General features: G+C 60.2%; 20 protein-coding genes and 2 pseudogenes. 12 read left to right on the forward strand and 10 right to left on the reverse strand.

What is annotated here, in order from left to right:
* The first annotated feature begins 306 nt into the window (after positions 1-306).
* The 3 genes and pseudogenes from CFBP6623_RS11455 to CFBP6623_RS11465 all read left to right on the forward strand — a co-directional run bounded on the left by CFBP6623_RS11455 (position 307) and on the right by CFBP6623_RS11465 (position 2,321).
* Positions 307-1,348 (forward strand): annotated as a pseudogene (locus CFBP6623_RS11455) (DUF2793 domain-containing protein).
* 192 nt (positions 1,349-1,540) lie between these two features.
* Positions 1,541-1,816: a DUF1153 domain-containing protein gene (locus CFBP6623_RS11460; protein ID WP_004430042.1), complete on the forward strand. Its 276-nt coding sequence runs from the start codon at positions 1,541-1,543 to the stop codon at positions 1,814-1,816.
* A gap of 223 nt (positions 1,817-2,039) precedes the next feature.
* Complete coding sequence (locus CFBP6623_RS11465; RefSeq protein WP_046801491.1) at positions 2,040-2,321, forward strand: GNAT family N-acetyltransferase; 282 nt, start codon at positions 2,040-2,042, stop codon at positions 2,319-2,321.
* A gap of 224 nt (positions 2,322-2,545) precedes the next feature.
* On the opposite strand, the gene CFBP6623_RS11470 is transcribed toward CFBP6623_RS11465, so the two are convergent.
* Positions 2,546-2,749, reverse strand: a complete 204-nt coding sequence (locus tag CFBP6623_RS11470) for a DUF1059 domain-containing protein (protein ID WP_046801492.1) — start codon at positions 2,747-2,749, stop codon at positions 2,546-2,548.
* 287 nt (positions 2,750-3,036) lie between these two features.
* Positions 3,037-3,387: a flagellar export protein FliJ gene (locus tag CFBP6623_RS11475; RefSeq protein ID WP_003491821.1), complete on the reverse strand. Its 351-nt coding sequence runs from the start codon at positions 3,385-3,387 to the stop codon at positions 3,037-3,039.
* A gap of 480 nt (positions 3,388-3,867) precedes the next feature.
* Between CFBP6623_RS11475 and ctrA the strand changes: the two genes are divergently transcribed.
* Positions 3,868-4,572: a response regulator transcription factor CtrA gene (gene ctrA, locus CFBP6623_RS11480; RefSeq protein ID WP_003491823.1), complete on the forward strand. Its 705-nt coding sequence runs from the start codon at positions 3,868-3,870 to the stop codon at positions 4,570-4,572.
* A 139-nt stretch (positions 4,573-4,711) separates the two neighbouring features.
* Positions 4,712-5,227, forward strand: coding sequence for a GNAT family N-acetyltransferase (locus CFBP6623_RS11485; RefSeq protein WP_046801493.1), 516 nt, complete (start codon positions 4,712-4,714; stop codon positions 5,225-5,227).
* A gap of 73 nt (positions 5,228-5,300) precedes the next feature.
* Here the strand turns inward: CFBP6623_RS11485 and CFBP6623_RS11490 are convergent.
* The 3 genes and pseudogenes from CFBP6623_RS11490 to chpT all read right to left on the reverse strand — a co-directional run bounded on the left by CFBP6623_RS11490 (position 5,301) and on the right by chpT (position 7,728).
* Positions 5,301-6,348 (reverse strand): annotated as a pseudogene (locus CFBP6623_RS11490) (alpha/beta hydrolase family protein).
* Between the two features lie 117 nt (positions 6,349-6,465).
* Entirely contained in the window at positions 6,466-6,993 is a 528-nt protein-coding gene (locus CFBP6623_RS11495) for a GNAT family N-acetyltransferase (RefSeq protein ID WP_046801495.1), read from the reverse strand.
* A gap of 87 nt (positions 6,994-7,080) precedes the next feature.
* Positions 7,081-7,728 (reverse strand): histidine phosphotransferase ChpT, encoded by a 648-nt coding sequence (gene chpT, locus CFBP6623_RS11500; protein WP_046801496.1) that lies wholly within the window; start codon positions 7,726-7,728, stop codon positions 7,081-7,083.
* Between the two features lie 251 nt (positions 7,729-7,979).
* On the opposite strand from chpT, the gene CFBP6623_RS11505 reads away from it, so the two are divergent.
* Together CFBP6623_RS11505 and CFBP6623_RS11510 are read left to right on the forward strand one after the other, a co-directional pair.
* Positions 7,980-8,576: a DUF1134 domain-containing protein gene (locus CFBP6623_RS11505; RefSeq protein ID WP_052818233.1), complete on the forward strand. Its 597-nt coding sequence runs from the start codon at positions 7,980-7,982 to the stop codon at positions 8,574-8,576.
* A gap of 315 nt (positions 8,577-8,891) precedes the next feature.
* The gene (locus CFBP6623_RS11510) at positions 8,892-10,133 is read left to right on the forward strand and encodes a hypothetical protein (RefSeq protein WP_046801498.1); all 1,242 of its coding nucleotides are present in this window, start codon (positions 8,892-8,894) and stop codon (positions 10,131-10,133) included.
* A gap of 233 nt (positions 10,134-10,366) precedes the next feature.
* Here CFBP6623_RS11510 and CFBP6623_RS11520 read toward each other — a convergent pair whose 3' ends face one another.
* Positions 10,367-11,227, reverse strand: coding sequence for a TrmH family RNA methyltransferase (locus CFBP6623_RS11520; RefSeq protein ID WP_137002529.1), 861 nt, complete (start codon positions 11,225-11,227; stop codon positions 10,367-10,369).
* On the reverse strand, positions 11,217-11,609 hold the full coding sequence (locus CFBP6623_RS11525) for a hypothetical protein (RefSeq protein WP_046801500.1): 393 nt from the start codon (positions 11,607-11,609) through the stop codon (positions 11,217-11,219). Before CFBP6623_RS11525 ends, CFBP6623_RS11520 begins: the two co-directional genes overlap by 11 nt.
* Positions 11,610-11,647: 38 nt before the next feature.
* Between CFBP6623_RS11525 and CFBP6623_RS11530 the strand changes: the two genes are divergently transcribed.
* The 3 genes from CFBP6623_RS11530 (at position 11,648) to rpoH (ending at position 14,853) form a co-directional block, all read left to right on the forward strand.
* Entirely contained in the window at positions 11,648-12,670 is a 1,023-nt protein-coding gene (locus CFBP6623_RS11530) for an RluA family pseudouridine synthase (protein WP_046801501.1), read from the forward strand.
* A 287-nt stretch (positions 12,671-12,957) separates the two neighbouring features.
* Positions 12,958-13,782: a class I SAM-dependent methyltransferase gene (locus tag CFBP6623_RS11540; protein WP_046801502.1), complete on the forward strand. Its 825-nt coding sequence runs from the start codon at positions 12,958-12,960 to the stop codon at positions 13,780-13,782.
* A gap of 168 nt (positions 13,783-13,950) precedes the next feature.
* Positions 13,951-14,853 carry an RNA polymerase sigma factor RpoH gene (gene rpoH / locus CFBP6623_RS11545; protein WP_046801503.1) on the forward strand — a complete coding sequence of 301 codons (903 nt, stop codon included), beginning with the start codon at positions 13,951-13,953 and terminating at the stop codon, positions 14,851-14,853.
* Between the two features lie 305 nt (positions 14,854-15,158).
* Here the strand turns inward: rpoH and CFBP6623_RS11550 are convergent, their stop codons facing one another.
* Both CFBP6623_RS11550 and CFBP6623_RS11555 read right to left on the reverse strand, forming a co-directional pair.
* Positions 15,159-17,441, reverse strand: a complete 2,283-nt coding sequence (locus tag CFBP6623_RS11550; RefSeq protein ID WP_046801504.1) for a hypothetical protein — start codon at positions 17,439-17,441, stop codon at positions 15,159-15,161.
* Between the two features lie 70 nt (positions 17,442-17,511).
* A complete protein-coding gene (locus tag CFBP6623_RS11555) occupies positions 17,512-18,810 on the reverse strand; it encodes an adenylosuccinate synthase (RefSeq protein WP_046801505.1) in 1,299 nt (432 codons plus the stop codon).
* A gap of 241 nt (positions 18,811-19,051) precedes the next feature.
* Here CFBP6623_RS11555 and CFBP6623_RS11560 point away from each other — a divergent pair, with 241 nt between their 5' ends.
* Complete coding sequence (locus CFBP6623_RS11560; protein WP_046801603.1) at positions 19,052-19,939, forward strand: DMT family transporter; 888 nt, start codon at positions 19,052-19,054, stop codon at positions 19,937-19,939.
* Between the two features lie 54 nt (positions 19,940-19,993).
* Here the strand turns inward: CFBP6623_RS11560 and CFBP6623_RS11565 are convergent, their stop codons facing one another.
* A complete protein-coding gene (locus CFBP6623_RS11565; protein ID WP_046801506.1) occupies positions 19,994-20,527 on the reverse strand; it encodes a transglutaminase-like cysteine peptidase in 534 nt (177 codons plus the stop codon).
* A 673-nt stretch (positions 20,528-21,200) separates the two neighbouring features.
* Here CFBP6623_RS11565 and CFBP6623_RS11575 point away from each other — a divergent pair.
* Positions 21,201-21,785, forward strand: coding sequence for a membrane protein (locus tag CFBP6623_RS11575; protein WP_046801507.1), 585 nt, complete (start codon positions 21,201-21,203; stop codon positions 21,783-21,785).
* Positions 21,786-21,846: the final 61 nt, after the last annotated feature.

Raw genomic sequence — 21,846 nt, forward strand, 5'->3', positions numbered from 1 at the left:
GCGTCTTCTGCGACCTCCTGTGACGTGCGTGTGCGGTTTACCCCCCTCTGCCCTGCCGGGCATCTCCCCCTCAAGGGGGGAGATCGACTCGCGGGCGGGTTTCGCCCATCTCAACGTTTGCGAATGAAGTGGTGGCAGCGCCTCCTGCCGATCTCCCCCCTTGAGGGGGAGATGCCCGGCAGGGCAGAGGGGGGTGAAGCGGCATACGCCGAAGCTCCCAAAATAATCCCATCCCCCCTCATCCCCACCCCACCCCGCCGCCTCACAATGCCCCGCGAACGAACACATCAGCGCGGAAGGCACATCATGACGGAACAGACGGCGAGACTTCGGCTTCCCTATATCCTCCCCTCACAGGCACAGAAACACGTCACCCACAACGAAGCCCTGCAAAGGCTGGATGCGATCGTGCAGCTCACCATCAAGGCCGCCGTCGCCACACCGCCCGAAAATGCGGCGGAAGGAGACTGCTTCCTCATCTCCGCGGATGCCGCGGGTGACTGGGCCGGCAAAGGCGGCAGGCTCGCCTTCAAGCAGGATGGCGCCTGGCTCTCGTTCACGCCACAGCCCGGCTGGACGGCCTGGTTTGTCAGTGAGGATAAATATCGCATCCTGCACGACGGCGTCTGGCGCGACATGCCGCTGCCTGCCGCTGGCCGGATGGAAAGGGTTGGCATCGGCACGGATGCCGACACGACGAACCGTCTGGCGCTCGCCTCCCCCTCCAGCCTCTTCACCCATGCGCCGGAAGACGGCAGCCATCGCCTGACGGTCAACAAGGCGGGCAAGGCCGATACCGCCTCGCTGCTGTTCCAGTCAGGATGGAGCGGCCGGGCGGAAATGGGCCTTGCCGGCAATGACGGGTTTTCGATCAAGACCAGCGAGGATGGCACCGCATGGCACACCGCACTTCTTTGCAGCGGCGACGGCCGGGTCTCGATGCCGGAACCGCCCGCTCGCCGTCGCCGGCCTGCCGGCGGGCACGACGAAACCTGCCAATGGCACGGCTGCAGGTTTTTCCGTGCTCTCCTTCGCCGAGGGCGGCTTTGCGCTCGGTGATGCGGTGAGCGGCGGCGGGCGCGAACTCGTGGTTCCGGCAAAGGGTCTTTATCTGGCGGCCTTGATGCTCGCCGTGGTCTCCTCTTCCGGCCACCGGGTGACGCTTTTCATCAACGGCGCGGCGGCCCCCTTCGGCATCGCCGGCAATGCATCGACTTCAGGCACCTCGCAGTCGGCAACCTCCATCCTTTCCCTCAATGCCGGCGACCGCCTGCGGCTGCAGCATGAGGGGACGGCGGAATTTACCCAGGGTAACGGGAAAACATGCCTCTCGCTTGCAGCACTGTGAGTGCAAACAACCGATGGACGATAAAAATTGCGATTTTTGGAAAAATTTTTTCCCGGCAAAATAAGGCGACTCGAACAGATCAGGCGAAACCGTTCAAATTCTTAATAAATTGTCTAGAGCTGCTTAGGCAATTTTTAAAGGTACGGGGATAGAGTTCCCGTCATATGGTCTTGAGTTTGTATAGAGTGTCCAATGACCGAAATGATACGCCCACGAGTTAAATATGTCATCGGCCCCGATGGCAGCCCTCTGACGATCGCGGATCTTCCGCCTGCCAATACCCGACGCTGGGTCATTCGCAGAAAGGCGGAGGTGGTTGCAGCGGTACGCGGAGGACTGTTGAGCCTCGAGGAAGCCTGCGAGCGTTATACGCTCACCGTTGAAGAATTCCTGTCCTGGCAGTCCTCGATCTCCGATCATGGCCTTGCCGGCCTGCGCACCACGCGCATTCAGCAATATCGCCACTGATATTGCGCCGGCGCGGCAACGCGCCCAAACCGAATTTCAAATGCCCCGTCAGATTATCGACGGGGTTTTCGGTTTGATTTTGGATTCCCCCCGCATAGCATGTCCGCCCCACGGTAAAAGATTGTCGCCGGTTTGTGTCCGCTGCGTTCGCTTTCCCGCTGTTTCAATTCAGGCGCAAGCCATTACAGTGGCGAGAACGAACAGCAACACGGAGGCGCAAACCATGGACATTCTCAGCACCGAAACCGGATCGCACGGCGAATATTCGGCAACCATCGACGGCCACAAGGCGGAGATGACCTATTCGCGCACCTCCCCTTCCCTTATCATCATCGATCATACCGGCGTGCCCGATGCCCTGCGCGGCAAAGGCGTCGGCCAGGCGCTCGCAGCCCACGCGATTGATGAGGCCCGCAAGGGCGGCTGGAAAATCATTCCGCTCTGCCCGTTTTTCAAGGCTCAGACGCTGCGCCATAAAGAATGGGCGGATGTTATCCAGGGGTAAGCCGGCAGAATAGTCAAAAGCGTCGCCGCGTCTTCTTCTCCCCGCCAGGGAGAAGGTGGCCCGAAGGGTCGGATGAGCAACGCTAGCGATAGGCTGCACGCTCGCCCCCTCATCCCGCTGCCGCGGACTTCTCCCCGACGGGGAGAAGAAACAAGCGGCAGACGCTCGATCCTTCACAACCGTTCCCATATTGCGTCATTCATAAATGCGCGTCGGGCCTCCCGTCACGCCACCTTTAGCGGCGGCGTCCCTGCATGCATGCTGTGGCGGACTTCCTCGCGAAATTCAGGCGTATCCTTTGCGCCATGCACGGCAACAGCATGTTGCACGGCCGCTTCCATAAGCTCCTCCGGAGAATCGGCGGAGATGGCGATCGTGCATTTGCTGTCACTGGGGAATTCGCGGCAATCAATATATTGGCGGGCCATTTTTCCCTCCCTGCAATAGCCACCCGCACCCGCACGGGGCGCGTGCGCGTAAAAGCCTCCGGCTCACGGTCGGAACCCCCTTAAATTACGCCTTTCCCCACCCCCGGACAATCGAAATCAGCGAGTGGCCGGGCGGCAGGGAGATACGGCGACCCGGCAAAACAAAAGGCCGCCCCTGAGAGGCGGCCTTTTAAAAAAATGCATGCCGTCCCGTCATTGAAAGCCGCCTCCTGATCCACCGGCAGCCGTCAATGAGGACGATCATTCGTCCGATGTTGCGCCTGATATCAGGCGCGGGCGCGGATTGCTCCGTCGCGGTTTTCGAGGGCAGCGGCCTTTTCATATTCGGCCTGCACCTCTTCCAGCGAAGCTTCGGCGGCTTCCTGCTGGGCCTTCAACTCCCGGATCGAGACCTGAAGATTATCCGCCCGCTGGCGCGCGGCCTTGGCGAAGGTCGGATAGGCAAAATGTGTCGGATCGGTAATGCCCGACTTGCTCTCTTCCAGCGAGATCTGATGCACCAGTTCCTTTGCCATCCGCTCGAATTCGGACATCATCTGCTGCAGCTGGTTAAGCTGCCGGCGTTTTTCATTGACCTGAAATTCCTTCAGGCGAACCAGGCTGTCACGCGACTTCATACGCAATACTCCATGGATAGCGAGACCCGGATCAAAAAGGCACTATGCCCCCCTGATCGGCCCGTTTAACCCGCCCGTCACTCCGCAAAGGTTAACTCCTGTGCCGGAATGATTCCTAAAAGTTACCCGACGTTAATAAAAAACCACCGTCGTTAACCTTTCGTTTACGGGCATCGTTAATGATAAACACGATCATTTAAGGGTCGGTAAATGCCAGGTCCAAAAAAATGGGCCAGACGATGTAAGAGTCGATTGAATCACTTAGCGAGAAATCCTCACGTTAAGCTTCAATTTTGGCGATGGTGGATTCACGTGCAAAAACAGCGAAATGCCTTCTTTGCTTAATAAATTCGATACACCTTGCCAAAGGCAATTAGAATTTGTTAACCATTTGGTGGCAGCCTGCAAATCAGGCAACGTCTGGATCCGCATCGCGCGAGGCAATGTTTTACCGGTTCGCGGGCGGCAAAGGGGATAATTATGCGGGTTCTACTGATTGAAGACGACAGCGCGACAGCGCAGAGCATTGAACTGATGCTCAAGTCGGAAAGCTTTAACGTCTACACGACCGACCTCGGCGAGGAAGGCGTGGACCTTGGCAAGCTCTACGATTACGACATTATTCTTCTCGACCTCAACCTGCCTGACATGTCGGGTTATGAAGTCTTGAGAACCTTGCGCCTTTCCAAGGTCAAGACGCCGATCCTCATCCTCTCCGGCATGGCCGGCATCGAGGACAAGGTGCGCGGCCTCGGCTTCGGCGCCGACGACTACATGACGAAGCCGTTCCACAAGGACGAGCTTGTTGCCCGCATTCACGCCATTGTCCGCCGTTCCAAGGGCCATGCGCAGTCGGTCATTTCCACCGGCGAGCTGATCGTCAATCTCGATGCCAAGACGGTTGAAGTGGGTGGCCAGCGCGTTCACCTGACCGGCAAGGAATATCAGATGCTCGAGCTGCTTTCGCTGCGCAAGGGCACGACGCTGACCAAGGAAATGTTCCTGAACCACCTTTATGGCGGCATGGACGAGCCGGAACTGAAGATCATCGACGTTTTCATCTGCAAGCTGCGCAAGAAGCTGGCAAATGCCGCTGGCGGCGCAAACTACATCGAAACCGTCTGGGGCCGCGGCTATGTTCTGCGCGAGCCTGACGGCGCCACGGAATTCCTCGAAACCGCCTGATCTCTTATAAGGACAGGACAGTTTTAAAAGACCCGCTGGCGACAGCGGGTTTTTTGTTGTGCGTCACAGCCAAAACATGCCCGCTTCATTCGGACGCAACAGAAAGCGCATATTGGCACTCCCAAAAAGGACCAATGCCATGAACCACCCTATCCCCACTCTCAAAACCCAACGCCTGACATTGCGCCCGCAGACCATGGCGGATTTCCCCGCTTATCTGGCCTTCATGGCCTCACCGCGCTCTCTCGGTGTCGGCGGCCCCTATGACCTCTGGAAAGCTTGGGGCGTTTTTTGCCACGATCTGGCCAACTGGCACTTCTTCGGCCACGGCGCGCTGATGATCGAGCTTGATGAAACGGGGGAATGCATCGGCCAGGTCGGCATCAATCACGGCCCGCTATTTCCCGAAAAGGAACTGGGCTGGCTGCTTTATGACGGCCACGAAGGCAAAGGTTATGCCGCCGAAGCCGCCATAACGCTGCGTGGCTGGGCCTTTGAAACCCTGAAGCTGCCCACGCTGGTGAGCTACGTATCACCGCAAAACAGCAAATCCGCCGCCGTCGCCAAACGAATCGGTGGTTCTCCCGACCCCTCCGCGCCGCGCAACGACCCGGAAGATCTCGTTTTCCGATATTACCCGCTCAACGTTGCTTGAAGGAATCGGGACGCGGCGCAAAACCGAAAGGTTTCAGCGAGGCGTCCCTCCATCTATCAGGCGGATAGGCGTCTCAATGCAGTTTCTCTTTGAGAAAGCCGCCGATTATCTCTGCGATTTGCGCATGGATCTCAGCGCGGCCCCTGCCCCCCGCCATCCCGGCAGACGAAACCTTCACCCGGTGACATCTCTTCGACGATTTTTTCGCCATCGGGCTTGCACAGCTGCATGAAGCTGAAGTGGCTGGCATCCGGTATCTCCCGATAGATCGTCGTGGTTTTTGGCAGATGCCGGGCGATATAACCGGAATCGGCCCTGATCGCGGCGATCTCCGGCGTCTCCACACCGGCAGCCAGAACCAGAACCGGCACATCGACACCTTCAAGCGTTCCCGGCAAAAACCCGGCGGCCGGGCCGAGATCGAGCGCAATGGCCGCGCGGATGCGGATATCCCGCAAATCCATCGAAAGGCGCGGATCGGCCTTGCCACCGCCGATGATGCCGACCTTGGCCAGCAGCCGTGGCGCCTTGCATTGCGGTGGCGTTTTCTCTGCGTTGCAGTCCTTCAAGGCAAGTTCGGCGTTATAACGGCCTCCCACCAGCTCCATCGCGGTCCAGCCGCCAAGGGAATGGCCGATCACGGCGATGCGCGTCTCATCGATCTCGCCGGCCAGCCGATCGTCATCAAGAAGTGCCGTCAGCGTTCTGCCGATATCGCGCGGTCGCTCCCATAGCGGAATGACCTCGACTGCATTCTCTTCGGTAAAGGATTCGCCCTGATGATCCGGCGCGGCCACGACATAACCGTCCTGCGCAAGCTCTCCGGCAAGCCAGTTCAGATTGCGCCAGCTTCCGCCAAACCCGTGCGAGAGCAGAATGAGGGGGCGGGAACCGGGCGGAATGGAAGCACCCGGTTGAACCCCAAGGCCGTAAAAGGCGGCGTTTTCACCCACGACCTCGGTTTTTCCGGACGGAACAGCCGGATACCACAATGATACATTGAGCGCTCTTGCACCGGCATCGTCAGGCAATTTGATCTGCTTGAAACCGATGGCGCTTTCCGCCATCGCGGCGGGAACAAGGGAGAAGATGACAATTGTCGCCAGAAGAAAATTGCGCATGAGATGCTCCAGGAGTTGATATGCACCAACTCCTGGCTCAAACCGCCGCCGCCCGAGACCTCAAACGGGTTTGAGGACGGACTGAAACACGATCAAGGCAGCGCCCTCACCAATCGTCTAAACCCCGGCCACACGTTCGAAAAGCCGGATCGGGTGTTTCCGGAACGTCGTTTCGCGGAATGGCCGAAAGCCGAATCGGGCGGCAATGGCCAAGGAAGGGCTGTTCAGCGGATCGATCATGCAGACGGTCCGCTGCGAAATTCCGCTGCTGTCGAACCACCCGGTTACGGCCTCCACGGCCTCGGTCGCGACACCCTTGCCGCCCAGTTCGACATCGATTTTCCACATCGCCTCGGGAACACCATCGAAATCGGCCCCGTTTCCACGGCGCATATGGGCAAAGCCCACCTCGCCCACGATACGCCCCGTGGCCCGCTCTTCCACCACAAAGGGGCCGAACCCATAAGCGGACCAATGGCCGATAAAGCGCAAAAGCCTTGCGAATGCGAGTTCCGCGTCCAGCGGAGCAATCGCGGTAAGTCCCTCGATCTGTGGAACATCAGCCCCCCAGAACGCGCGATAAAGCGCTTCATCCCCGATGGCGTGTGGCCGAAGGAGAAGGCGAGCGGTGGTCAGACGAACCATGAACATGCTCCCCAAAACGAAAAAAGGCCGGCACGTCGGCAGACGCAATCCCGGCCCTTTCGCAAAATCATCTCCGCAATCGAATGGTCACTCGGCAACCGTCTTTGCGGTAAAGACGATGCGATCTTCATGCACCTTATATTCCACCGTCATATTGGCCTCTTCCGCCAGAAGCAGCGTGTAATAGGGCTGCACGGAATGGGCATCGACCGCCTCTTCCAGCCGGCCTTCGTAAATCTCCACGAACTTGGCCGGAACGCGCATCATCCGACCCTTGACGGTGATTTCGAACTTGGCGTCGCCATCGGGGCTTTCCAGCAGCACATCCACATTGCCGCCGCGCGGGATTGCGCCGTAAGCGACAAGGAAGAGGTTGAGCAGAAGTTTGACACGATTTTTCGGAACGATGGCCCGCGGACCGTTCCAGCTGACTTCAGCCTTCTTCTCAGCCGCAGCGAAATCCTGCGCGGCCTTTTCGGCCTCGCCGGTGTCGATGGAAGCACCGGCCGAGCCGGAAGCGCCAAAAGCGAGCCGGGCGAACTTCAGCCGCACGGATGCGTTAAGGGCTGACGTGCGGATGAGATCGAGCGCATCGTCATCCGTGCCGCCCTCGTCCAGCAGTTCGAGGCCGTTATTGATGGCGCCGACAGGAGAAATCACATCATGGCACACGCGACTGCACAAAAGAGCCGCCAGATCGGGACCGGACAGCGTGATATTGAGTTTGCTCGTCATAAAATTCTCTCCTGCGCAAGGGAGGCGCGGACGGTGTGGAAATTGTTAAGCCATAATGACACCATATTTGGTAAACCGATTGTTAATAGGATGGTTTCAAAATGCCAAATGCCTTAACAGGCCACATTGGAGCCCCGTGTATCCGCCAGGATGCACGACAGATGCTGTAGAACTTTGACTCTACGCATCGGCCCTTGCGAAAATCGATTCGGTTTTTCGGGCTGATGCGTTAACGAAACAGACGGACGGACATGACGATGCGCCTTACGAAAACCCGCACCATTGCACGCCTCGGACTGGGAAAGATTTTCGCGCTCCTTGCGAGCCTCTTGATGTGGGTCGCACCGGCCTTTGCCCAGACCAGCGATCAATATTCCATCCAGGAAGTCGTGGATGCAGGCCACGGATTCTTCGGTGAAACCACCGGCGGCCTTGCCAAGGTGGTGGAGCGCGCCTTCCAGCAATACGGACTTCCGAACGGTTACATTCTTGGCCAGGAAGGCTCCGGCGCCTTCGTTGCCGGCCTCACCTATGGTGAAGGCACGCTTTATACCAAGAATGCCGGCCAGCATCCGGTGTTCTGGCAGGGCCCGTCGCTCGGGCTTGATTATGGCGGTCAGGGCACCCGCGCCATGATGCTGGTTTATAATCTTCCCTCCGTCGATGCACTTTACCGCCGTTATGGCGGTGTCAGCGGTTCCGCCTTCATCGTCGCTGGCGTCGGCATGACCTATCTGAAGAGCAGCGATGTGACGCTCGCCCCCATCCGCACCGGCATCGGCGCACGCCTCGGCATCAATGTCGGTTACCTGAAGCTTACCCAGCAGCCGACCTGGAACCCCTTCTGATTCGCTGAAATCAAAGTGCAGCGGAGCCAGCGGTGGCATATAGGACGAGAGATTGCGGCAGGTTTATTCTCCCCACCGGGGAGAAGGTGGCCCGAAGGGCCGGATGAGGGGGCAACGTTGCCGGCACCTCATGACCCTTGCCCCCTCATCCCGCTGCCGCGGACTTCTCCCCCACGGGGAGAAGAAACAAGCGGCGCTGACACCGCCTCTGCAATTGCCGGGAGACCCCTCCCCACGGTTGCAATAATAGCGTAACGTGCTTTCGCGCTCCTCTTTCCGAATGCGCGCGTATCTGAGTTTCGGAGACTGTCCCGCGTGATCGAATATGCCATTCTTTTCGGATTGGGTTTTCTCACCGCAACCCTGCTGGCCCTGTTGATTGCACCCGCGATCCACCGCCGCATCGTCGCCTATACGGAAAACCGCCTGCGCGCGACGATGCCCATCAGCCCGCAGGAAGTCCGCGCCCAGAAGGATATGGCGCGCGCGCTTTACGCCGCTGAAAACGCCAAGGTTCGCCAGGAACTGGATACCGAGCGGGAGAAAAACACCTCGCTGCGCCTCGCCAACGAAGCCGCTTCCAGCGACGCCTATCGGCTGGGCGAACAGAACCGCAGCCTTTCGCTGAAAATCGAGGAGCTGACGCTGGAGATCGGCGAATTGCGCGCCGCCCTCGATACCAGCGAAGAACGCGCCGGTGCCATTGCCATGAGCCTCACGCAACAGGAACAGGCCGCCAACGAGCGCGCCGCCCAGATGTCTGATCTCACCGCCCGTCTCACCAATCTGACGCGCGAGCTGGATGATTCGAAAATCACCGCCGCCACCCGCGATCTGGAAGCCGAGCAGGCAAAACAGAGCGCCTCGCGCTTCCGCAAGGAAGGCGAAACCGCCACCCGCGAATTGCAGGATGTGGCGGCCCGCAACAAGGAAGCCATGACGGCGGTTGCGCGCGAAAGCCGCAAGGTCACGCGTCTGGAAGACCAGGTCGCCACTGTGATGGCGAAAAATGCCGATCTCGACACCATGCTGACGCTGCGCAATCAGGAAGTCGCCCGCCTGAAGGAACAGCTGGCGGCAACTGGCGGCCGCAGCAACGACATGATCATTCGCCTGCCGAACCCGGCCGTGCCGGTTGAGAAAGCGGCGAGCCAGTTGCAACCGGCGACCCCTGTCCCGGCCCCAGCTGCCGCGCTCGAAACCACACCCGTCGTTGCTGAGGACGTGACACAGGCGGTGACCACGGAGGAGGCCGCGGTCTCCCCCATGGTTGAGCCGACGACACCGTCGCCGGAAGGTCTGGAGCAGGAAATCGAGGACATCCGCAATCAGGGAACGGCGCTCACCGAACGTCTGCTGAATGTGCGCGGCACTGGCAATGACGAACCCATCCGCCGCGAAATCGCGCGGATCGCCGCAAAGATGATTGCACTGACGGCTGCACAGGAGGGCGAGACGTCGCCTATTCCGGGTCTGCTGGCCAAGGCCTCCGGCTCATCGGGGCGGGAGAGCCTTGCGACGGGGGCGAGTGCGTTGATGAGGAAGCGGGAACAGTAAAACTGGTGGTGCGGGATAGTCCGCCTCAGTGGGTGTGGTTTACCCCCCCTCTGCCCTGCCGGGCATCTCCCCCTCAAGGGGGGAGATCGGCAAGAGGCGCTGCCACCGCTTCATTCGCGAACGTTGAGAGAGGCGAGACATCTCCACGAGTCGATCTCCCCCCTTGAGGGGGAGATGCCCGGCAGGGCAGAGGGGGGTGAAGCGGCATACGCAAAGGCAGCGGTAAGCACTCCTTAAATCCGCCCCATCACCCCTGCCATCTGATAAAGCGCCAGACCCGAAGCCGTGCCCGCATTCAAGCTATCCAGCTGCGGCGACTGCGCAATCCGCGCGGTATGAAACCGCGACAGCACCGATTGCGGCAACCCCTCGCCTTCCGTGCCGATGACAAGCGCCATGCGCTCTGAACGGGGAATATCACGGATTTCGGTCTCGCCGTTTGGCGAAAGGCTCCAGATGGCAAAACCGGCCTCGGACAGCCGCTCCAGCATCTCCACCGCAGCACCACCGCGATGATAGGGCACAGAAAGGACCGACCCAACGGAAACCCGCAGCGCCTTGCGATAGAGCGGGTCGCAGCACGTCTCGTCCAGCAACACTGCATCAGCATAAAACGCCGCCGCATTGCGGAACATCGCGCCGAGATTATCGTGATTGGAAATACCGCAGCCCACCAGCACCAGCGAGGCGGCCGGAAGCGCGGCCGTCATCTCCTCCAGCCCATCGCGTTCCACCCGGCGGCCGAGCGCCAGAATGCCGCGATGCAGGTGGAAACCGACGATACCGTCAAGCACCGGCGCTTCGGCCACATAAACGGGAACATCATCAGGGAAATCGGCAAGAATATCGGCAACGCCGGCAAGCCGGTTTTTGAGGATGAGAATGCTTTCCGCCGCAAAGGCGCCACCCGCTTTGTGGGCGGCGGCCAGCATGCGCAGCACCACCGTGCCTTCGGCAATGAAGCGGCCCTGACGCCCGGTCAGGTCACGCTCGCGAATATCGCGAAAGGCGGCGATGCGCGGATCGGCCGGGTCTTCGACCGGAATCAGCGCCCGCCCATCCAGCAGCACACCCTCGTTGCCCTCACTGGGCATCAACAGTCACATCGGCCAGAAAACGGCCGGCCGCGACGTTGAAGACCAGCGCCTTGCGGGTGCCATTGGCGAGCCGGCCATAAAACAGCATGTCGCCGCCGGAATAGCTGACATTGTCGATCACGAAGCCCTGCGGCAGGCTGGCGGTGACGGCCAGCGGGCCGTTGCCGGTGGGAACGGCAAGATTTGGCGCAGCACTCTGCGTCTGAACCGTTTTCGACGGCCCCATCGCCTTGTAGACAACCGCACCGAAGACGGCCATAAGGCTGATAAACATCACGGAGCCCGACACGATCTGCAAACGGATCATCTTGCGGCGAACTTTTTCCACGGCCGGATCAAGCGGCTTGTCTTCCTGTTCGTCTGGCTCGATCTGCGTCATCGGGTTCCCTGAAATGCTGATGGATCGGAAAAATAACAATGAACGACCCCTTTAAACAAGGCGGAGACGCAAGGAAAGTCCTGATTGCCGGGGAAGACGCCGAAGGTCGCCTCGATGTGTGGCTGGTGGGCGAAGTTGGCGGCGATCTGTCACGCAGCCGCCTGAAGGCGCTGATCGAACAGGGCGCCGTCCTTCTCAACGGAACGCCCGTAACCGAACCGAAAAAGAAGGTGCATCCGGGCGATCGCATCGAAATCGTCATGCCGGAACCGGAAGACCCCGTGCCGCAGGGCGAGGATATTCCGCTCGACGTGGAATATGAGGACGAGGACCTGATCGTGCTCATCAAGCCCGCCGGCCTTGTCGTGCATCCGGGCGCCGGCAACTGGACCGGGACGCTGGTCAACGCCCTCATTCACCATTGCGGCGACAGCCTTTCCGGCATTGGCGGCGTGAAGCGGCCGGGCATCATGCACCGGCTGGACAAGGAAACCTCCGGCGTCATGGTCGTGGCGAAAAACGACAATGCCCACCGTCATCTTGCCGCGCAATTTGCCGATCACGGCCGCACCGGGCCGCTGGAGCGGGCCTATAAGGCCGTCGTCTGGGGCCGCCCGCGCACATTGCGCGGCACCATCGATGCTGCCCTTGGCCGCGGCGCCGACCGCACCAAACGCACCGTCAAACGTGAGGATACCGATGACGCCCGCGAAGCGATCACCCATTACGAGGTAATGGAACGCTTCCATGAACGGCCTGACGCATCCTGCCTCGCCTCCATGGTGGAGTGCCGCCTGGAAACCGGCCGCACCCACCAGATCCGCGTGCATATGGCCCATATCGGCCATCCGCTGATCGGCGATCCCGAATATGGCGCGTCCTTCCGCACCAAGGCGAACCTTTTGGAAGAACCGGCCAGAAGCACCGTCAACCGCTTTCCGCGACAGGCGCTGCATGCCTATCTGCTGGCCTTCGAACACCCTCGCACCGGCGAGGTGATGGAGTTCGAAACCGATATGCCTGACGATATGCAAGAACTGCTTGAAGCCCTGCGCAGCTGAAAACTGGTATGGCGCGGTCAAAAAAACCGCGCCACGTATCTCGCCGGAAGTCTCGGATAATAAAAAAAGATTAGCGGATAGCGATATTCCGCAGTCGGTCCTTTTTGTAGACCGCCCCAATTTCGCTTCAATCGTCGCACCTCCTCGGCCCCCGCAAGGCTTGTCATCGTCCCCGCAAACACCGTGGCCGCATGCCGAGCTTGCCGAATAACCGACGCCGCAAGCAACGCCTTCCGTTCGATGCAAAAGCCTGAGCGGAACCGGCATGATGACGGGATCTATCGCGCATGAATATCGAAGACCGCCGGTTCATATTTCAGGATCTACGCAGCATAGAAGGTTATATCGACCCACCCGATGCGCTTGTCTTCAAGGCTTTGCTGCAGGCGCAGACGCGGGACGATCTCAAGGGTGGAATGGCGGAAATCGGTGTCTATTATGGCCGCTCCTATTTCCTGCTGCGCAAATTCGCTGGGACGCAGGAAAAGGTGCTGGGCGTCGATCTGTTCGATCTTGATCCGCCCGAAGATGGCAGCCTAGACCAATATGAGCGGCTGATGGAAAACGGCCGCCGGCTGGGTTTTGCCATGGATGAGGACTTGATCATCAGGGGCGACAGCACCCGGCTGGCCCCCGCCGAGATCACCTCACGCATCGGCCCGGCGCGCTTCTTCAGCATCGATGGCGGCCACCACCTGCATCACGTGCTGGCGGATGCGAAACTGGCGATGGAGGTGATCGCCCCGCACGGCATCATCGTTTTCGACGATACCTTCAACCCGGCCTGGCCGGAGGTGACGGTGGGTGTGGCCGATTTTCTGCGCACCCATGGCCATAGCCTCGTCTGCTTCGGCATGACCAAATATAAAACCTATGTCTGCCGCCGGGAATTTCACGCGACTTATGCGGGCGCAATTGCCACTGACCCCGATCTGCAGGCGCTTGGCCATGTCGAGACGCAGTTCCTCGGTTCCAACGTCGTGCGCCTGCACAATCCCATGCGGCGACGGGTAATGTATGAGCTGATGGTACGCTCCGGCCTTGGCGGTTTTTCGGAACGAATCTACCGTTCGAAAGTTAAACAGGTCAGAGACAATGCCGCCGGAACATAACGCATGTGTGAACGCAGCGTTCGCTTGAAACGCGGCGGGCGCATACATATCTGTCACATGGGTTCGTGCGGGGTCGGTAACGACCCGCAGCTTACGGCGTGCCTCGGGCGGGTGATTTTGCCACGCCAGAGAGGGCGCCGTTCCAGACCATAGATAAGGGGGTGCTTTATGGCCCGCAATAGTTTGCCTACGATTACGGCCGGTGAAGCCGGTCTCAATAGATATCTCGACGACATCCGTAAATTTCCGATGCTGGAGCCGCAGGAAGAGTACATGCTTGGCAAGCGTTACGCCGAGCATGGCGACCGCGACGCCGCCCATAAGCTCGTCACCAGCCATCTGCGTCTCGTTGCCAAGATTGCCATGGGTTATCGCGGTTATGGCCTGCCGATCGGCGAAGTCGTGTCCGAAGGCAATGTCGGCCTGATGCAGGCGGTGAAGAAGTTCGATCCGGAACGCGGTTTCCGTCTTGCCACCTATGCCATGTGGTGGATCAAGGCCTCGATCCAGGAATATATCCTGCGTTCGTGGTCGTTGGTAAAGATGGGCACGACGGCCAACCAGAAGCGACTGTTCTTCAACCTGCGCCGGCTGAAGGGCCGTATCCAGGCAATCGACGACGGTGATCTGAAGCCGGAACACGTCAAGGAAATCGCCACCAAGCTGCAGGTTTCCGAAGAAGAAGTCATCTCGATGAACCGCCGCCTGCATGGCGACGCGTCTCTGAATGCGCCGATCAAGGCTTCCGAAGGTGAGTCCGGCCAATGGCAGGACTGGCTGGTGGACGACCATGACAGCCAGGAAGCCGTGTTGATCGAGCAGGACGAACTGGAAACCCGCCGCCGCATGCTGGCAAAGGCCATGGGCGTGCTGAACGACCGTGAGCGCCGTATCTTCGAGGCTCGCCGCCTTGCGGAAGATCCGGTGACGCTGGAGGAACTCTCCTCAGAGTTCGACATCAGCCGCGAACGCGTGCGCCAGATCGAGGTTCGCGCTTTCGAGAAGGTTCAGGAAGCGGTGCAGAAGGAAGCGCTGGAAGCTGCGCGCGCATTGCGCGTGGTGGATGCGTAAGCCGTCCTTAAACGTCCAAGTCAATATGAAGCCCGCAGATCGCAAGATCTGCGGGCTTTTTGTTTGCCAGACGCATGGTTGCGGAGAACCGGTGGGCGTTGCCCCCTCATCGCCTCGCTTGCGCTCCGGCACTTCTCCCCGGCGGGGAGAAGAATTTGCGGCGACGTCTCATTCCGCATCAAATGTCAGGGACTATGTCTGAAGAGCGCAATCGGGCGCGGCAGTTTCTTCTCCCCGCCGGGGAGAAGTGCCGGAGCGTAAGCGAGGCGATGAGGGGGCAAGCTCTCGGCAAGCCCCCAAAATCATCACTGACCGCCGGCAGCAGGAGCCGCCGCCGCCCATTCGCTGAGCGCCTTGTCGAAGGCGGCGATGCCGTCATTGCCCTTTTGCAGCGTCAGAAGCGCGCGGCGACCGTTGCGATAGGAGACCGGGATGTCGATCCAGTTGCGGCTCTTCAGCAGCTCCAGATTGGTCTTCATCGCATCCGGGAAGTCGTTAAGCGCGATCATGTGGAAATCGTCGGTGATCTTGGCCGGAACCGCGATCAGGGCATTGCCGCGATCCTGCTCCGTGCTCTTCATCGCGATACGCTGGACGCTGTCGATCGCGCCGCCTTCGAAACCGGGCGAAACCGAGAAGACTATCTCGATCAGGTGGCTGGCCGGCAGGGACGGATCGGTGTTGCGCTTGAAGGTAATAAGCGCACTCAAGCCGCGGCCGGGAACCGTGATCTGGCCCTGAACGGTGGGCGATGGCTTGCCTTCCGCATCATTTTCCTGCTGCAGCGACCAGGAAACGCTGCCCTGAATGGCCGTTGGAACGGTCTGGCCCAGCACTTCCTCGTAAAGGAACATGCGATCGCCGGTGGCGGCAGCGGCAGGTTGCTGGGCCGGCGGCGTGCCGGCAGGTGTTCCATTGGGCGTTCCTGCGGGCGCGCCGGCAGTATTGGCCGGAGCCTCACCCGCAGGCGGCGGCGCGACGTTCTGCTCGTAAACCGACTGGCCTTCTGCCGTAACCGGCTGGCCGTTCGCGCCCGGCGCAGGTCCCTCGTCACGCTCGGTCCCGTCGGCCAGAAGCCGCTGGGTAAACTTCGTGCCGGTCACGGAACCATCGTCGCCATGCGTCGGCGTCTGGTGGTTTGCCGGCTGCTGCCCGGTGGCGGGCGGCTGCTGGGTTGCAGGCGGCGTCGATGTCTGCGCTTCACCTGTCGGAGTAGTGGCCGGAGGCGTCTGGGTCTGGCCACCATTCTGTGCCGATTGCACCAGCCCGCCGACCATGTCGTTCAGGGCGTCGCGGTTCATCCACAGCGCATAACCGCCACCTGCCAGAAGCCCGGCCCCGACAAGGGCAAGCACAAGCGACGCATAGTTGCGGCGCGGCTTCTTCTTGACCATGTAGGCGGGCGTCGCGGCACCTGCGCCCACGGCGGGTGTATCGTCCGCAGTTGCCCGGCTGGAAGACGACGCGCCATCGTAGCCGATCAGCTCATCCAGATCGTCCCAGGGGGTGCGTTCCTTGTTGTCCTTGGCCGGTGTCTGATCGCCGAAGGGATCATTGTCGGCGCGCGGCAGAGCCGGCGCGTCCTTGGCCGGAATGGCGATCTCCGTGTCCTGGAAATAGGACGAGAAATCCTCAACGACGGCAGACTTTTTCGGTGTCGTATCGTCCGCCTGGCGCGGTTCGGAAAATTCATCCTGCCGGCCGAAGACCGGATCGTGATCGACTGCCGCATGGCCGAAGCGGTCATCCGCATCGCGCTTTTCCGGCTCGAAATTCACCGCCAGGTCCTGATAATGCTGCGCGGCATAACCGGCAACCAGCGGGCGCTCGTCCGTCTCGGCACGCACGTCGGCATAGTCGTCAGCGGCGGGCGCATCGTCGGCCTGCGTTTCTTCAAGCTTGCGCCAGTCGTCCTCATCCACCGGCTTTGCCCAATGGGCGGGAACGGACGTGTCATCTTCGCGCGGCGCGGTTTCGAATTCGCGATCGTGCTCGTCAGCCGCGCGATAGGCCGGCTCTTCCTCCGCACGGGTGAAATAGGTTCCGTGCGTTTCATCGGAAACGGCGGGCGTTATCGGCGCGGGCGCTTCATAGAGCTCTTCCGGCTCGCGCTCTTCTTCACGCTGTTCCTCATAAACCTGCTCATCCTGCTCGGCGGCGGCGGAAACCGGCGCTTCGTGGCGAGGCTCTTCCTCGACGGCGGGTTCTTCATAAGCCGGCTCTGGCTGTGCGGCCTCGGTCGAGGCGGGTTCTTCCGCCTCGACAGGCTCGGCGGCATGGGCCGCGCGATCCTCATCGATATCGTGCTGATGGTAAGGTGCTGCGGCCTCTTCGGCAGCGGAGGAGAATTCTTCATCCTCCTCCAGCGCCGGAAGCGCCTCGGCATATTCGCTGTCCACCTCGGCGATTGCGGCGTCCAGCTTGGCGATCTGCCGGCGCAACAATTCTTCCGGCGGACGTGGCTTCATATTCTCGAGTTGGCGCACAACCGCACTGCGCGCCTTGTCGTAAACCTTCGCCCGGTTTTCGGGAGTATTGTTCGCCAAGCCATCCACGGCCTTGCGAATGACTGCTACAAAATCCGCCATAAGCACTTTCTCGTCGTGACCGGCGACGTACCGGCCCGATATGGTTTATGAATCTAGATCGCCGAGGACATTAATCCTCAAACGGATCAGTCACAAGTATGGTGTCGTCACGCTCCGGACTTGTCGACAGAAGCGCGACAGGCGCCCCGATCAATTCCTCGACCTGACGGACATATTTGATTGCCTGAGCAGGCAAATCCGCCCATTTTCGGGCACCGACGGTAGATTCCTTCCAGCCTTCCAGCGTGATGTAGATCGGCTCGACGCGCGCCTGCGCGCCCTGGCTGGCCGGAAGATGGTCGATTTCCTGCCCGTCAAGCTTGTAGCCGACGCAGATTTTCAGCTCGTCGAGACCGTCAAGCACGTCAAGCTTGGTGAGCGCGATGCCGGTAATACCATTGGTGGCGACCGACTGGCGCACCAGTGCGGCATCGAACCAGCCGCAACGGCGCTTGCGGCCGGTGACGGTGCCGAATTCATGGCCCTTTTCGCCCAGGAACTGACCGATCTCGTCATTCAGCTCGGTCGGGAACGGACCTTCGCCAACGCGGGTGGTGTAAGCCTTGGTGATGCCGAGAATGTAACCCAGCGAACCCGGACCCATGCCCGAACCGGCGGCGGCCTGGCCGGCAACCGTGTTGGAAGAGGTCACATAGGGGTATGTGCCGTGGTCGATATCGAGCAGCGAGCCTTGAGCGCCCTCAAACAGGATGCGCGCACCGGCGCGGCGCTTCTTGTCGAGCAGCAGCCACACGGTTTCGCTGAACGGCAGGATGCGCTCGGCAATCGAGCCCAGCTCTTCCATGATCGTCTCGTGCGAAACTTCGGTCGCGCCGAAACCGCGGCGAAGCGCGTTGTGATGCGTGAGGATACGGTCGACCTTGGCGGAAAGCGCCTCCATATCGGCCAGATCCATGACGCGGATGGCGCGGCGACCAACCTTGTCTTCGTAAGCCGGGCCGATGCCGCGACGGGTGGTGCCGATCTTCGTGCCGCTGTTGGAGGCGGCGTCTTCGCGCATGCCGTCCAGCTCGCGGTGCAGCGAAAGAATAAGGGTGGCATTGTCGGCGATACGCAGGTTTTCCGGGGTAACCTTGACGCCCTGCGCTTCCAGACGGCCGATTTCGGCGATCAGCGCATGCGGATCGACCACGACACCATTGCCGATGACGGCGAGCTTGCCGGGACGCACGACGCCGGACGGCAGAAGCGAAAGCTTGTAGCTGATGCCATCGATGACAAGCGTATGGCCGGCATTATGGCCGCCCTGATACCGCACGACGACATCTGCCCGCTCGGACAGCCAGTCGACAATCTTGCCTTTGCCTTCGTCGCCCCATTGCGAGCCGACCACCACAACATTCGTCATTTCTTGCTTTCCTGCTCATGGCGCTTGCGCGCCCGATAACCCGATGGGAAACCCAAACCCGCGAATGTATACTGTGTTGTTTTACGGAAAGCGACCCTGTTTCTTATGGAGAATTTTGCTTTTTCCGTGACAAGGCGTGGATTTCCCGCATTATCTCGCCCCGTGGGGCCCAAGCGCGGGCGCAAGACCGCCATTCACCCCTTAACCGTTTTCCCGCCCCGTGAAGAAGCGAAACATCAGCGTGCCCTCCAAAGCCTATATCGCCCTCATCATCGCCACGCTCTGCTGGGGCGGCAACACCGTTGCCGGCAAGCTGGCCGTCGGCCACATCAGCCCCATGGCCTTCACCTTCCTGCGCTGGGTCTTCGCCGTCGCCATCATCTTCGCCATTTCCGTGCCGCAACTCATCAAGGACTGGCCGGTGGTGAAAAAGCGCCTGCCGTATTTCTTCGTGCTCGGCAGCGTCGGTTACACCGCCTTCAACGTGTTTCTCTACACGGCCCTGCAGCACACCTCCGCCATCAATGCCGCCGTTATTCAGGCCGGCATTCCCATGGTCATCTTCGTCCTGAACTTCATCCTGTTCCGCACCCGCGTGCTGTTCGGCCAGATCGTCGGCTTCTGTCTCACCATATCAGGCGTGGCGCTTCTCGCCTCGCATGGCGATCCGGTCTCGTTGCTGCAACTGGAAATGAATGTCGGCGACGCGATCATGCTGCTCGCCGTGCTCGTCTATGCCATCTACACCGTCATCCTGCGCTGGAAACCGGCGGTCGACTGGCGCACCCTGATGGCCATCCCCGCCTTCTTCGCCCTCCTCACCTCCGTGCCGCTGATCTTCTGGGAAATCTCACGCGAGAGCGTCGTCTGGCCGGATCAGAAGGGCTGGGTGCTGGTGGTCTATGCCGCCATTTTTGCGTCCCTCGTCGCGCAGATCCTGTATATCAAGGGCGTTGAACAGATCGGCGCCAACCGCGCCGGCCTCTTCATCAACCTCGTACCCGTCTTCGGCACGCTTCTTTCCGTCGTGGTGCTCAGCGAAACCCTGCACACCTACCAGATTGCGGCACTCGTCATGGCGCTCGCCGGCATTGCCGTCGCGGAACGAAAAAAATCGCCGGCTTCCTGATCCAGATAGGATCAGGAAAAACCGGCGTAGTCTGGCAGGCATGAAGAGATGGGCTTAAAGCGCGGTTTCGCGCTCGGCCGGAGAAAAGACGGCATTACCGAGAACGATATCGCCCTTGTCGGTTGTAACGATCAGCACTTTTTCGAGCGATCCGTCATTGTTTAGCGAAAAGGCGAGGCGCAGCGCGCTCGAAGACCAGCCGGCACCGGCAAGCGCCGTGCGCTTGATCGCGGCGCAATCACCACAATCGCCAAGGCTTAACGAAGGTGTTGCCGGCACATCGGTTGCGAAGCCGGAAAAATAATCATCGAGCGCACCCATGGTGGCGTTTACATCGCGGTTGACGCGCAACAGTTCCTCACGACGCTCGCCGTTAAGCGGCGCGGCAATCGTCGAAACACATTGGCCGGCGGAAAGAACACAGCCATCAAAACCGCCCGGCGCCGAAACACCGATCTCCGTCACCGCGCTCTTTTCAACAGCGGCAAAACCACGGGCAAAACCGGCAGCACCCGCCGCATCGGCGTGGGTGGACATGGAAGCAACGACAATTCCGCAGATGGCAGCAGCAATAATCTTCTTCAACATTTCATACCCCGTTTGGCGATCCGCCGGCTTGTGCCGGTCTCGATTTCTGTTTTGTGGGAACGTCTCTTTTCAGAGGCGCTCTCCGTCTGTGATCCCACAATGGCACACGACTGTTTTCGAGCGCTTTAAGCCGATTGCTACAATTTTATCGGTTTTCATTTTTGTACAGCGACCGCTTTTTATTCAAATATGCGCCGATATCACCGCCCCAATTCGGAAGCAGTGTTGAGAGGCGATAAATGGGCCGCATCACTGCGGGGTATTGAAAGGATGGTTGAGGGTTTGCAGGCGATGCGGCCCCGGTCTCAACATATACGCCGCCCGCCAAACCGGTTCCTGTTTGGCGGATGGACATATGCCGGCTGCCTTAACCGTGACATCGGGAAATTCCCCGGTTCGGCCGCCTGCCCCGTCCACCTTGCGCCGCGCGCACGCTCAATGACCGGGATAAGGAGATTATAGCGAGCCGGCCGGACCCGTGGACGCGCGGGGATAAATGTATCGCGAAAAAGGCACGCAGGAGAGGCGCGGCACACGCTTTCGCCCCATCCCGGCCACAGGAATTTTCAGCGGGTTAACAGGCCCTTGATCGACGGCATTTGAATTAACCTTGTCTTAAAACCCGACGTTAATGGTTAGCAATTTAAGAATAGCGGAACGAAAGGGTTCCGTTATGCGTGGCGTATTTGCCGTAGTTTTTCTGATGCTCGTTCTGGCCGGCTGCGCCACCGCACCGTCACAGGTCACCAATGCCTGTGCGATTTTCGAACAGCGGAACGGCATTTTCAACAACTGGCGACGTGATGCGAAAGCGGCCGAACGGGAGTTCGGCGTGCCCGTGCCTGTCATGATGGCGACGATCTATACCGAATCCGCCTTCCGTCCCTATGCACGGCCGCCGCGCACCAAGCTGCTGGGCTTCATTCCCTGGACGCGCCAGTCGAGCGCTTATGGTTATGCCCAGGCGCTGGATGGCACATGGAGTGTTTACCAGCGCGAAACCGGCCGCCGGGGAGCAAGCCGCACGGATTTCACCGATGCCATCCATTTCGTCGGCTGGTATCACGCCAAAAGCCGCCGCGAAAACGGCATTTCGCTGAACGATCCCTACAATCTCTACCTCGCCTATTATTCCGGCCATGCCGGTTATGCCAAGGGCAGCTGGCGCAACAATTCCGCCGTCCAGAAGGCCGCCCGCCGCTCCGCCAACATGGCGCTGCGTTACGAGGCGCAGCTGCAGCAATGCGGATATCGCTGAGGCTCGGCGGGACGAGCTCCGTTGGGATTATATGACGGAGCAGCAAATCCTTCCTCCGTCA

Origin of the sequence: Agrobacterium tumefaciens (assembly GCF_005221385.1) — a bacterium.
GTDB classification, from domain to species: domain Bacteria; phylum Pseudomonadota; class Alphaproteobacteria; order Rhizobiales; family Rhizobiaceae; genus Agrobacterium; species Agrobacterium tomkonis.